Below are 13,498 nucleotides of genomic sequence, written 5' to 3'. Positions count from 1 at the left end.
GATTTAGGTTCATTGCCCAAATTTTCACAATGATCTTGATCGGCGTGGTATAATCGCCGAGAACCACCAGCGAACTGAGGATAGTGCTCGTGTACGATTTTGAACAGCTTGACTCCTATGAACTGCTTGGGGTGGCGCGAACTGCCACGCCAGAGGAAATCAAACGGGCGTATCGCCAAGAAATTGCCAAATATCACCCTGATCGTTGGAACAGTGCTAGTGCCAACGAACAAGAGTATGCCCGCAAACGAGCTTCAGCGATCACCGAAGCCTACAGTTTGACCCAAAAAGACAAGCCTGTTCGGCGTGCAACCCCGAGTGCAGCAGCAACGCCTGAGCCAACGAGTAATCCTGAGCGTTTGGCTCAGTTGTATGAGCATGGTCGGGGTTTGTTGGCTGCCAATGATTTTGCTGGTGCTGCGAATGTTTTTCGCCAAATTCAAAATGCTGATCCATTTTATCGCGATAGCGCCGATTTGCTGTATCGAGCTGAATTTGCCTTAAAACGCAATCAGCCAGCCAAAGCCAAACGCCCAATCAATAAAAAAGCTGTAGCGATTATTGGCGGCAGCGTTGGCGTTGCTGCCTTGGTTGGTGCTGTCTGGTTTTTTGCTGGTTCAAATAACGGGGCCAACAACCCCAATGCCACGGCAACCGCGCCGCTTGTGGCCGAATTGCCAACTGTCACGGTTGAAGGAGCAGTGGCGATTAATCCCACTGCGACCAGTGATGAAGGTGTTATCGTTACACCGAGCGTTGAGCCAACAATTGAAGCGACGAGCGAACCTACTGTCGAGCCAAGCATTGAACCAACCATCGAGCCAACGCTTGAACCAACCGTCGAGCCAAGCCCAACCACTGAGCCAAGTGCTGTGCCAAGCAATACGCCTGCGCCATTGCCCGACGATCTGAGTGGGCCAGTGTTGGTGACCGATAATTTGGATGGCGGTACATGGCCTGTTGGCAATGGTGGCAACTGGAATTTTGAGTTTATCAATGGTCGCTACCATATGACCATGGTGCCCGGCGTTGGCTCGGTTTGGTCATTTGGCCCAGCCTTGCCCGCCCAAAATGTGGTTTTGGCCGCCGATGTTGAGGCGGTCAGCGGCAGCGGTGGGCTAATGATGGGGTTTATTGATGGTAATAATTACTATCGCTTTATCATTGCCTCCGATGGAACATGGGCTTTTCAGCAGCGTTTTGCTGGTCAAACCAATTTGCTGGCTTCTGGCGCAGGCTTGGGGCCTGGGCGCTTGGTCATTGCCCAACGCGGCGCTGTGACCCATCTCTACTGGAATGATACCTACCTCGGAGAAGTTATCTTGCCTGCGTTCCCTGGTGGAGCGTATGGCTTTGTATTGGCTGGCAATAATGGTGCTGATGTCTATTTTGATAACCTACGACTTCGCGCTTTGCCATAGCAACTAGAAGGTTTGCGCCATGGTGCCATTAATCTATCGGATTGTTAGTTTTATTTGTCGTGTGCTGTTGGGGATGCGAGCGCGTTTGGTGGTTGAAGGCCAAGAGCATTTGCCCGCAACAGGAGGCTATATTTTGGCCTCGAATCATGTAAGCAACTGGGACCCTGTGGCCTTATCGTTGGGGTCGCCCGGCCATCTGATTGGCGCGCTTGGCAAGCAAGAATTGTTTGAATTACCAATTCTGGGGCGCATCGCCAGCGCAGTTGGCGGGATTCCCGTGCGGCGTGGCGAAGCTGATCGCGAGGCTTTGGCGCGCTGTAAAGCAGTGTTGCAATCAGGCCAACCATTGATCATTTTGCCCGAAGGCACGCGCTCGCGCTCTGGTGAGTTGCTCGAAGGCAAACATGGCGTGATTGCGATGGCGCAATTGGCAAATGTGCCGATTGTTCCAGCTGCGGTGATTGGCACCAAAACCTTGGGCTGGCCATGGCGACGTTCAACCGTGATTGTGCGTTATGCTGCGCCAATCGTCGTCGATCGTAAAATTAAAGGCCATGAAGGCCGCCAAATTGCCTTGGACACAACCATGCATCAGATTGCCGCGATGCTGCCGCCAACCATGCGTGGCTTCTACAAACAAGCTCTCAGCGTCTAAATCGTACCGCTCGCAAATCTTTGCGAGCGGTTTTTTTAATCGCTGGCTCATCTAGCTTTGTTACGCTTGGCTAGATTAATGGAGCTAGGAGGGTTCTATGCTTTGGCGCTCGCTGTTGGCTTGCTGTTTGGGTTTGATTTTATTAATTTTTGCGGTACAAATCTTTGTTCAGGCATTCGAATATGACTATTCAGTTACCCATAACGTAGCCAAAGGCTATATTGCTGTTTTTTCGGGCATGCCCGATCCTCAATGGTCACTTAATAGCAATGAGGTTGCCTATATTCAGCATGTGCTCGAAACCGCACCCAACATTGCTCCTCCTACTGAAGTGCCAAGCAGCGGTTATAGAGGCATGAACCTAGATTTGCTTGCCACTGACCTCCCAACCCAATTAACAATCTTTAACGAAGTGATTACGCTGCGCCAAGCAGGCACAACCCGCTATTTGAGCGACCCTAACCGAGCGCTTGAGCGTTCGTTGCTTGAAGATATCCGGGGTGATCTTGCGCCTGGAGTCTATGATTTCGTTAAATCTAAAATCCCATAAAAGTTTAATCCTTAGCCTTTGTGATGATCGTAGCGCTCAGCACGCTAGTGAGTTTTGCTCTTGGCGTGTTTGAGCTATACCCCGCACTTGGTCGTTAAACTCCCCCCTTTTGAGCGTGATCCTACCCTGTGAGCACTAGCCTAAATAGGACTGAAATCGTTTTCATGACAAGCAATTCGTAAGGTTCTCCGTTGGCTCTCAACCGTACTCTAGCGACAGAAATACAAGATTGCCCCGCTTGACGTATGAAAAAAGCTGCAAGAGCTTGTTGAGGAAATTGCTGTTATGACCTGTTATGCCAATGAATCGCTGCTGGAGCTGCAATTAACGCAGCAAGTGCGCCTGCTTGAGGCCGAATTGCAGCACGTACGCGGCCATACTGCCAAACTCCAAGCCTTGATTGACCATACCGAGAGCCTGATTTGGTCGATTGATACAAGTTATCATTTGATCATGAGCAATCGCACGTTTCATGAGTATTTGCATCAATGGTACGACCAACACATTGAGTTAGGTCAGCCGATCAGTATGCTGCGACTACCCAGAGCAATTGCCAAACCATGGAACGATGCTTATAACCGCGCCTTGCAGGGCGACGCATTTGCCCAAGAATTTGTGCATCAATATGCTGGGGCAACCCGCTATTACGAATTTCATTTTGCGCCAATCCTCGATGAGCAACGAGTTGTGCAAGGGGTTAATATTTCGGGCCGCGATAGTAGCAGCCGCCGTTTGGCCGAAGTAATGCTGCGCAGCAACGAAGCTCGCTACCGCGCGATCAACGAAGCTGCTCCCTATGGCGTGTTCTTCTGCGATACCGAGGGCCAATGTGTGTATGCCAACACTGCGCTCTTGCAGATGCTCGAAGTTAAGCTCGAAGCTGTGCTCGGCGATGCCTGGATGGAATTTTTGCACCCAACCGATCTCTCGAACAGCAGCAGTTTTTGGCTCGATTTGGCGCTGTCAGTCAAGCAATTGCCGATTCCAGTAGTTTTGTTTGATCAAACTGTGCGCTTGCATACCAACATCAATCAATTAATCTGGCTGCGCTTGCGAATTTCACCAGTGATTGAAGCTGGCGTGCTGTGTGGCTTTGTCGGCATTACCGACGATCTGAGCGCCTTGAAAAAAGCCGAAACCGCTGCCCAAGATAATCAACATTTTATTCAGAAAATTGCTGATACGCTTCCATCGCAATTATTTATCTACGATCGCGATTCTGCCTCGATTATTTATACCAATGAGGTTAGTCGCCAGTGGTTTAAAAGCTTTAATATTGATCCTACTGATATTAGTACTATTCGGTCCCTGTTCCATCCTGACGATCAGGCTAGCATCCATCACGCTCTACGAGGTAGTATAGTAGCTAACGATGGTCAACCATTAATTTTGGATTTTGAGTGTCGTTTACGCTCGCCTGAAGGCCCATACCGCTATTTTGCCCTACGTATCACCCCCTTTACAACCGATGCCGATGGGAGCGTAGCCCAGTTGCTTGGCGTAGCCAGCGATATTACCGAACGCAAATTGCAAGAGCAACAAATTCGTCAATTGAATGAGCAGCTTGAACAACGTGTTATCGAACGAACCCAAGAGTTAGCTCAATCGTATCGATTTCAGCGCACTATGATTCAACATGCACCCTCAATTATTATTTCACTCGATCCTGGCGGCGTGGTACGTGGCTTCAACCAAGCTGCCGAATTTGAGTTTGGCTATCAAGAATCTGAGTTGTTGGGTCGACCATTCCCTACCAAATTATTCGATCGCGCCGATTTGACCTATCGCTGGGAGATGGAGCAACATCGCAATCAGGGCTTGTTCTATTCCGATTTGGATATTTTGCTGGCCGAGGCGCGGCGCGGCATTTCCGAGCCATACGAATGGCAAGCGGTGCATCGCTCTGGCGCACGCTTTCCAGTCGAATTAACCATCACACCGCTGTTGAATGCAGATGTTTTAGAGGGCTTTTTGCTGATTGGCAATAATATCGCCGCCCGCAAGCGTTCCGAAGAAGAATTTCATTTGCTCTATCGTACAACCCGCTCGGTGAGCGAGGCCGCCGATTTCAATAGTGCGCTTGAGGTGGTGTTGCGTAATATTTGTGCCGCAATCGGCTGGGATCTGAGTGTGGCTTGGGTGCCAAACGCCAATCACGACTATCTCGCCTTAGCGCCAATTCGCTGGAGCAGCAACGAGCGCTTTCAGCATTTTTATCAGTATCTGCAAAACTTGGAATTGCCCCAAGGTGCGGGCATGGCTGGGCGCGTCTGGCAAACCAAACAATCAGCCCAGTATCTGCTTGAGCAGCAATATTGGGCCGAATGGAATCTCAGCCAGCGTGGCTATGAATTGGCGCAGCAGGTTGGCCTGCAATCAGCAGTGGTTGTGCCAATTTTGGCCAACGATCAAGTTGTGGCAATCCTTGAGTTCTTCCGTAGCAGCAAAGGTGCCGATAACGAACGCACCAGCAGGTTGATTTCGGTCATTTCGACCCAATTGGGCACGCTGTTTCAACGCAAACAAGCAGAAATGCAACTGCGCCAAAGCGAAGCCAAAAATCGCGCGCTCTTGGCAGCCATGCCCGATTTGATGATTCGCTTTACTGCCAAGGGCGAGATTTTGGATTATCACACCAACGATCCATCAGATCTCTTTTTGCCCCAAGATGCGATGATCGGCGCAAATGCCAACAACCAGCTGCCTCAGCCCCAGGTCGTTAATATTTTGAGCGCAACCCAACGGGCGATTGAAACCAACAGCACCCAAAATGTTGAGTACGAACTGAGCTTGCCCAAGGGTAACAACGTCTTTGAGGCGCGGATTGCGCCGAGTGGTGGCGATGAGGTTGTGATGGTTATTCGCAATATTACCGAGCGCAAGCGCATTGAGCAGCGGCTTCAGCAACAAACCGATGAATTAAGCATTGCCAACGCCGAATTAGCCAAAGCAGCGCGGCTCAAAGATGAGTTTCTGTCGAGCATGAGCCACGAATTACGCACCCCCTTGACTGGCATTTTGGCCTTTAGCGAGGCCTTGCGCTACGAGCAATATGGCGCTTTGAACCAAGAGCAAGCCCAAGCCCTCAGCCAGATTGATGAAAATAGCCGCCATTTGCTTGATCTGATCAACGATATTCTTGATCTTTCGAAAATCGAAGCAGGCAAGCTGACGATTAATTATCAAACGATGATTATCGACGAAATCTGCCAAGCAAGCATTCGGATGGTGCAAAAATTAGCTCATAACAAACACCTTGAATTATTGTACGAGCCATGTGCCGAAGATGCGCTGATTTGTGCTGATTCGCGCCGATTAAAGCAGATGTTGGTCAATTTATTAAGCAACGCGGTGAAATTCACCCCAAATGGTGGCCGTATTGGCTTAAGTGTCAAGCTTGATAGTCAATTGCGCCAAGTTGCGCTCACCGTTTGGGATACAGGAATTGGGATCAATACCCAAGATATTCCAAAACTATTTCGGCCATTTTCGCAGCTCGATAGCAAACTTTCGCGCCAATATGCAGGAACCGGCTTGGGTTTGGCGCTAGTTTATCATATGGCCAATTTACATGGCGGGCGGGTTGAATTACAAAGCGAGGTTGGAGTTGGTAGCCAATTCCGCTTAATTTTGCCGTGGTATGGCATCGATCACGCTGCGCTTGAGCCAGTGCAACAACCAATGCTTTTAGCGATAACTGAAGATCGTACGCTCAATATTCAATTGGTGGCCTATGCTGAGCAATTAACTTGGGATGTGCGTTTCTGCAAGCCCTATTTCGATTTACAACCATATTTACAGGATGCTAACCAAGCAATCCTCTACGATTTGCGCCAAATCGGCTTATCACAGCATATTTTTGAGCAATTACGCCAGCAAACGAATAATCATCCGGTTATTTTATTCTGTGATCAAGATTTCAAGCTCGATATGACGCTTCCTGAGCATTGGCATTGTATGTATCAACCAATGAATCAACAGCGTTTGTTCAATACCCTTAAATATATTGATTCGACGTACCAGATGGCCCAAAAATTGCCAGTTAATAGTGCAAAGCAGATTCTATTTGCTGCTGATAACTTGGCTAATAGTCTGTTGATTCGTGATTTCTTGAGTGAATTTGGCTGGGAAGTAACGCTTGTTTACAATCAACACGACGTTTATGAGGCAATTGCCAATCAAGTAATCGATTTGTTAGTGCTCGATTTACAATTGGCTGGTGGTGATGCGATTCAGATGATTAGCACGATTCGCCGCCATAAACACTACCATGATCTACCAATAATTGCCTTGAGTGCGCTCGCCATAATTGAACATCAGCATATTGCCGAGCATGCTGATACAGTTTTATACAAGCCATTAAATTTAGTCGAGCTTGAACGATTAATCGATGGTTTGTGCAATCCATCAAAGGAGGCTTGATCGTGAATTCTGCTGCTACAATTTTGATCATTGACGATCTCGCCGTTGCGCGAGCAAGTATGAATGCAGTGTTGCAAGGCGAAGGCTATGAGTTGGTTTTTGCCGAAAATGGCATCACTGGAATTGCCAAAGCCCTCGAGCTTTTGCCAGATACTATTTTACTTGACGTAATGATGCCTGATATGGATGGCTTTGAAGTTTGTCGCCAAATTCGCGCCAACCCATTGCTGGCCGAAATTCCGGTGGTAATGGTGACAGCCTTGGATGATCGTGAATCGCGTTTGCAAGGCTTGCGAGCTGGAGCCGACGATTTTCTGAGCAAGCCGATTGATAGCCTTGAAATAAAAACCCGTTTGCAAACGATTACGCGCCTGAATCGCTACCGCCGTTTGCAAGACGAACGCCGTCAAGTCGAGCGCTTGAATCAAGAAATTATCGATGCCTACAACGCTGGCATTGAGGCTTGGTCGCGGGCTTTGGATTTGCGCGATAAAGAAACCGAAGGCCATAGCAAGCGCGTAACCGAAATGACCGTGCGCATTGCCGAGGCTTTGGGCATTACTGGCGACGATTTAGTGCAAATTTGGCGCGGCGCATTGTTGCATGACATCGGCAAAATGGGGATTCCCGATGCGATTTTGCATAAACCAGGCCCATTAACCAACGAAGAATGGCTGGTCATGCAAAAACACCCAACCTATGCCTACGATTTGCTGCGGCCAATTCATTATTTGCAGCCAGCGCTCGATATTCCCTATTGTCATCATGAAAAATGGGATGGCAGTGGCTATCCTCGGGGATTAAAAGGCACGGAAATTCCCTTAGCGGCGCGGATTTTTGCCTTAGCTGATGTATGGGATGCCTTGCGTTCCGACCGACCATACCGCTTGGGCTGGCCGGTCGAACGGATTCGCGAACACATTGCAAATTTGGCGGGCAGCCACTTTGATCCTGCGCTTGTGCCACTCTTTTTGCAGTTTGTTGAGGAGGCGAGTGAGCCGCTATTGCTGCAGCAGTATGCCCCGGCTACGCTTCGGTAGTTTGGGGCTTTTGGGCTTCGTATTCACGGTGTGCCAACTCGGAAATCAGCATATAACGCTGAATGATGCTGGCAATTGGAGCCAACACTGCAATCCGGCGGCTCGCTTCTTGGCTGACCCGAATAAACTCATCGACATCGCTTGCTTGCTCAAAACGGCGTTGCAAGCGTTCGGCTTCAACCTTCAACTGTTCAATGTAGAGTGGTTCTGTTCCAATCATCCCTATGACCCTTTCCAAACAACGACTAGCGAATTTGGGGATGGCGTGCAGTATAGATGATCCGCGAAATATCAGCGAGTAAGGGATCGGAAACCGGAGTTTCAATAAAATCGGTATCCTGCCAAATCCACATACTGACGATATATTCATCGCCGTTGGGGTCGCGTACGTAGCCTGCATCGGCCCGCGCATCCTCGACCCAGCCGCTTTTATGCGCAACATAGCTGCCTTCAGGCACGCCCGCCACAATTTTGTTGGTATCGCGATTGCGGCTAAGAATCTCGATAATTTCGTTGCAGCGTTCAACATTGAGCAATGTATCTTCAACCTCGAGCAAAACCCCGTGGCCTTGGCTACATTCGAAAATTGCTAAGACCACTTGCGCCATTTCGCGCGGCGACGAACGCACATACGGGTCGGCATTGGTATAGGGTTGCGCACCTTCTTGGCCGCGTTTTTGCACTTCTATCCCCTGCACCAGCGAAAGATAATCGATCGACTCGAACGGTGCTGCCAAGGTTGTATATTCTAGGCCTAGAATATCGGTCAAGGTTTGGTCGAGGATTTTTGCGCCTTCTAAGCCATCGCCATCGCCAATCATGGCCAGCAAATCGTTCGAGGCTTCGTTATCGCTATCGCCAATCATCAGATCGATCATGGCGTATTGGTCGTCGGTGAATTCTTCGCGGCTGATGAACGATTGCAACAGAATCGGAATTTTCAGCACACTCATGCCAGAGAAGACCGTATCGCCGCGATAATCGTACCATTGATCGCTTTTAATATCGTAGACTGAAATTCCAAAGATGCCATCCCATTCAGCTTCGCGTTCGGCCAATGCCGCCGTTAGTTGCTCGGGGCTGGCTTGCAGATTGTTGGTTACAACTTGGGTTGGAATCAACAGGGTTTGGCTGAGCTGCAAGGTTTGGCTAATTTCTGCTAGCAGCGCGGTGCGATCAAGGGTTAAGCCTGGGGTCAGCACAAAGGCTGAGCGTTCGCGATCGTAGGCAACTGTTGGCGAAATAGCAATTGCTTGCTCAATTTTAGCAAATTCTTGATCGAGCAATTGCTGATCGAATCTGCTATTGATTGCCAAGCGAACAGGAATTTGCTTGTCGGCCAGATCGCGTGCGTCAAGCAAAGCTTGGCCAAAATCATGCTGATAGCCAAGTTGTTGCATACTAAGCTCGATTGGCGCTAGCAAAGCTGGGTTGGTCAAGCTGAGCGTGGCATTGGGATAGGCAGCTTGGAGTGCGGCTAGGGCCTGATCTTCGTTGAGGCCACCAATCTCAATGCTGCCAATTTTGGCGCGATCAGGAAAAACCCATTCGCTTGGAGCCAGCATCGAAAGCGTCGGTGGCGCATCAAACTCGGAAGGAGCAGCAGCAGTGCGTTCAGGATGTGAATTGGAGGGAGTGACTGCTTCGGTGGCAGGAAGATAGTAAATTGCTATCCCACAGGCCAGAATTGAGAGCATCGTCACCCAAAAGAGCAAAAAAGCTTTTTTCATTGATGCATGTAGCTTGATAAGTGAATAGAATTGTGTACGATACGGCTAACCAGCACAGTGAGAACCCCCTAAGTATACCGCAGGTTGCCGCTTTGCGGGTATCTAGAGTTCGCTGTTTAAAATGAAGATTGTATGAGAATGTTTAATCTCTTTAACCTTGCCATTTGACGCAGCCCTTGCGAAGCCTGCTACAATACAGCCAGAACCATTGCATCATTTTGCACGTTGCCTCGTATAGGCTGTATGGCATCGCCAAGGGAGGTACGATGAGACAGCTTCGTATACTAGCGTTATTTGTTTGGCTCAGTTTGGTAACGCTGCCAAGCTTAAGTTATGCAGCAGCGGATAATGCGCTGTGTATGGCTTCAGTCAGCGGCATTATCAACCCAGCGGTCGCCGATTATCTGCAACGCAGCGTGATTCAAGCAGAGCGGCAAGCTTGCCAAGGCTTAGTCATCAAGCTCAATACTCCAGGTGGCCTCACATCTTCAACATGGCAAATTGGCGAGACCTTGCTCAATGCCAAACTGCCAGTGATTGTGTATGTTACGCCGCAGGGAGCGAATGCAGGCTCGGCAGGAGTTTTCATTACCTATGCTGCTCATATTGCAGCAATGTCGCCCAACACCAACATTGGAGCGGCCCATCCCGTTGATGGTAGCGGCTCGGATATTGATGGCGATCTGCGCGATAAAATTACCAACGATGCCGTTGCGCGTATCACCACTTGGGCCAAATCGCATGGCCGCGACCCAGAATGGGCTGAACAAGCGGTGCGCCAAAGTGTTTCGATTGGCAGCAGCGAAGCGCTCGAACGGGGCGTGATCAATCTGGTTGCCCAAGATGATGCTGATTTATTGCGTCAACTGAATGGTCGCCAAGTTAATTTGGCTAATGGCACCCAGGTTACATTGCAAACCCAAGCCAGTGCCTTTCAAGCAATCGAAATGACATGGCTCGAACGCCTCTTGCACTTCTTGGGCGACCCGACCATTGCCACGATGCTGATTAGCTTGGGCAGCCTAGGAATTTATTTCGAGGCGGCCAACCCAGGTTTAGGCGTAGGTGGCTTTTTGGGCCTAATTTCCATCTGTTTGGGTTTGTATGGCCTGAGCGTGTTGCCATTGAATACGGTTGGGGTTGTGCTGTTGATCTTAGCTTTTGTGCTGTTTGCAATTGATATTTTTGCAACAGCGCACGGAGCCTTGACGGTTGGCGGTTTGGCTTCATTCGTGATTGGCGCGTTGTTGCTGGTTGATCCAGCAGAAGCACCGGGGATTATCGTCTCGCGGGCCTTAATTACTGGGTTGAGCGTTGGTTTGGCGCTGATCATTGGGCTAAGTCTTTGGATTATGCGGCGCAGCAAGCTGGTTGGGCGTGGCGCTGGTAGCGAACGCCTGATTGGCACGATTGCTAAAGTTCGCTCAGCGGTTGCACCTGAAGGCACAGTTTTTGTTGATGGAGCCTTGTGGCAAGCCCGTTCGGACGATGCTTTGACGGTCGGTGATCAGGCTGAAATTGTTGGTTTAGAAGGGTTAACCTTGATTGTGCGTCGTGTGGCACATAGTGGGCGCTAATGCGCGGAGGTAAGTACAATGGGTGAGTTTGGCGGTATTGCCTTGATTTTCATTGCCGTGATCTTATTTTTCTTTTTGATTTCGGCAATCAAAATTATTCCTGAATATGAAAAAGGGGTCATTTTTCGCTTGGGTCGCTTGGTTGGCGTGCGCGGGCCTGGGTTATTCTTTGTGATTCCCATGCTTGAGCGCATGTTCCGCATCGACACCCGGGTGATTACGATGGACGTGCCTGCCCAAGAAGTTATTACCCGCGATAACGTGACCATTCGGGTTAATGCGGTGCTCTACTTCTTGGTGATTGATCCAGGCAAGGCGGTGGTTAATGTGATGGATTACATTCGCGCGACCATGCAAATTGCCCAAACAACCTTGCGTTCAGTCGTTGGTCAATTTGAGCTTGACGAAATGCTTTCGCAACGCGAGCAAATTAACCATCGTTTGCAACAAATTATCGATGAGCAAACTGAGCCTTGGGGCATTAAAGTCAATATCGTCGAAGTTAAAGACGTTGAATTGCCCCAATCGATGCAACGGGCCATGGCAAAACAAGCTGAAGCTGAACGTGAAAAACGCGCCAAAATCATTCACGCCGACGGTGAATTCCAAGCTTCAAAGCGTTTGGCCGAAGCTGCCGATGTGATTTCACGCGAGCCAGTGACCTTGCAATTGCGCTATTTGCAAACCCTGACCGAAATTGCAGTTGAAAAGAACTCGACCTTGGTCTTCCCATTGCCAATCGACTTGATTCGCCCATTTATTGATCGAGCCTATAGTGGTTTACAGAATGATCACTATTCGGAAGGTGGGAAAAAGCCAGCCGAAGCTCGCCCTGCGAATCCTGAAGCGCGGCGCGGTCTGTTTGACCCAATGACGGGCTTACCATTGGAATAAGCTTAATCGAATTCGAAAGTTGCCCTGCTCCTTTATTACAAAGGAGCAGGGCTTTTTAGTTAAATTGCTGCTGTCGAATCGCGCACCACAAGTTCAACTGCCAGCCGTTGATAGCTGGTTGGGCTTTGGCCTGCCAGAAGTTCAATCAATGCTTGACCTGCGGATAAGCCCTTTTGGCGGTGATCTTGGCGAACCGTTGTGAGCGCTGGCGTGATTCTGGTCGCTTGAGGAATATCATCAAAGCCAACGATCGATAGCTGCTCGGGTACGTTGTAGCCTGCCTGTTGCGCCCCGACGATTGCCCCCAAGGCCAAGCGATCGGTCAAACACAGAATTGCAGTAGGCCGCGGCGTGCGAGCCAGCAAAATTTGGATTGCGGCAGCACCATCGGCTTCGTTATTATCGTTGCAATCGTAAATTGGCACATCGCTCCAGGCAATGCCCGCTTGTTCGAGTGGCTGGCGATAGCCTTGCAAGCGCAATTGCGTTACAAAAAAGGTTGCTTCGCTGTGCGTTTGAACATTGATTGGCGCATGTGATGGCCGAACGTGGGTCTCAATTAAGCGATCGGTGATGATCGCAAAATGGCGATGGCCAAGGCTTAATAGATGCTCGGTTGCCATGCGCGCGCCAGCCTCATCGTCAACAATAATCGATGGTACATCGGGCCGTGGCGGTTGATCAAGCAAAACCGTTGGCAAGCGCCGCTTCAATGCTGCTTCAACCAAAGGATCGTTGTCCATCATTGAATAAACGATAAAGCCATCGACCAAGGCCTGCTGAACGGTGGTTGTATCGTCGTCGCGGCCTGGCACAAGCAATAAACCAAGTTTGGCTTGCTCAAGCGTGCTTGCGATTCCTTCAAGCACCATCAAGGCGGCTGGGTCGCGAAAGGCATAGGGCAAGCGTTCTGCAAACAAGACCCCGACCGCGCCAGCCCGTTGTTGGCGTAAGCTACGGGCCACAGGATTCGGGCCGGGGTAGCCAAGCTCGGCGGCCACCGCCAGCACCCGTTCGCGTAGTTCTGCTGAAAGTTGGTCGGGCCGATTGTAGGCGTTGGAAACAGTTGAGACGGCGACACCTAAAGCAGCGGCAACGGTGCTAATTGTGATGCGGTGCGGTTTGGCGGGTTCGTGCTCGTTTGCCACAGATCTGCTCCTTTGGGCTGATTGTCAGGCTTTATTATACATGCTATACTTCTGAATCGTT

The 13,498-nt window shown here is 49.8% G+C and carries 10 protein-coding genes; 7 read left to right on the top strand and 3 right to left on the bottom strand.

The window, feature by feature from the left end; all coding sequences use genetic code 11:
* Positions 1 to 89: 89 nt before the first annotated feature.
* The 5 genes from C5S61_RS02950 to C5S61_RS02930 all read left to right on the top strand — a co-directional run bounded on the left by C5S61_RS02950 (position 90) and on the right by C5S61_RS02930 (position 8,088).
* Positions 90 to 1,421 carry a DnaJ domain-containing protein gene (locus tag C5S61_RS02950; RefSeq protein ID WP_124033367.1) on the top strand — a complete coding sequence of 444 codons (1,332 nt, stop codon included), beginning with the start codon at positions 90 to 92 and terminating at the stop codon, positions 1,419 to 1,421.
* Between the two features lie 19 nt (positions 1,422 to 1,440).
* Positions 1,441 to 2,076: a lysophospholipid acyltransferase family protein gene (locus tag C5S61_RS02945; RefSeq protein WP_110513626.1), complete on the top strand. Its 636-nt coding sequence runs from the start codon at positions 1,441 to 1,443 to the stop codon at positions 2,074 to 2,076.
* Positions 2,077 to 2,173: 97 nt separating this feature from the next.
* Positions 2,174 to 2,626, top strand: coding sequence for a hypothetical protein (locus C5S61_RS02940; RefSeq protein ID WP_110513625.1), 453 nt, complete (start codon positions 2,174 to 2,176; stop codon positions 2,624 to 2,626).
* A 285-nt stretch (positions 2,627 to 2,911) separates the two neighbouring features.
* Positions 2,912 to 7,048 carry a PAS domain S-box protein gene (locus tag C5S61_RS02935; RefSeq protein ID WP_110513624.1) on the top strand — a complete coding sequence of 1,379 codons (4,137 nt, stop codon included), beginning with the start codon at positions 2,912 to 2,914 and terminating at the stop codon, positions 7,046 to 7,048.
* Positions 7,049 to 7,050: 2 nt separating this feature from the next.
* A complete protein-coding gene (locus C5S61_RS02930; protein WP_110513623.1) occupies positions 7,051 to 8,088 on the top strand; it encodes an HD domain-containing phosphohydrolase in 1,038 nt (345 codons plus the stop codon).
* On the opposite strand, the gene C5S61_RS02925 is transcribed toward C5S61_RS02930, so the two are convergent.
* Positions 8,075 to 8,308 carry a hypothetical protein gene (locus tag C5S61_RS02925; RefSeq protein WP_110513622.1) on the bottom strand — a complete coding sequence of 78 codons (234 nt, stop codon included), beginning with the start codon at positions 8,306 to 8,308 and terminating at the stop codon, positions 8,075 to 8,077. The genes C5S61_RS02930 and C5S61_RS02925 overlap by 14 nt on opposite strands.
* 25 nt (positions 8,309 to 8,333) lie before the next feature.
* The gene (locus C5S61_RS02920) at positions 8,334 to 9,818 is read right to left on the bottom strand and encodes a serine hydrolase (protein ID WP_110513621.1); all 1,485 of its coding nucleotides are present in this window, start codon (positions 9,816 to 9,818) and stop codon (positions 8,334 to 8,336) included.
* 266 nt (positions 9,819 to 10,084) lie between these two features.
* On the opposite strand from C5S61_RS02920, the gene C5S61_RS02915 reads away from it, so the two are divergent.
* On the top strand, positions 10,085 to 11,395 hold the full coding sequence (locus C5S61_RS02915; protein ID WP_110513620.1) for an NfeD family protein: 1,311 nt from the start codon (positions 10,085 to 10,087) through the stop codon (positions 11,393 to 11,395).
* Between the two features lie 18 nt (positions 11,396 to 11,413).
* Entirely contained in the window at positions 11,414 to 12,289 is an 876-nt protein-coding gene (locus C5S61_RS02910; protein WP_110513619.1) for a slipin family protein, read from the top strand.
* A 59-nt stretch (positions 12,290 to 12,348) separates the two neighbouring features.
* Here C5S61_RS02910 and C5S61_RS02905 read toward each other — a convergent pair whose 3' ends face one another.
* Complete coding sequence (locus tag C5S61_RS02905) at positions 12,349 to 13,437, bottom strand: LacI family DNA-binding transcriptional regulator (protein ID WP_110513618.1); 1,089 nt, start codon at positions 13,435 to 13,437, stop codon at positions 12,349 to 12,351.
* Positions 13,438 to 13,498: the final 61 nt, after the last annotated feature.

Origin of the sequence: Herpetosiphon llansteffanensis (assembly GCF_003205875.1) — a bacterium.
GTDB lineage: Bacteria > Chloroflexota > Chloroflexia > Chloroflexales > Herpetosiphonaceae > Herpetosiphon > Herpetosiphon llansteffanensis.
The sequence above is the reverse complement of the archived record's forward strand: the minus strand, read 5'-3'. Positions and strand labels throughout refer to the sequence as shown.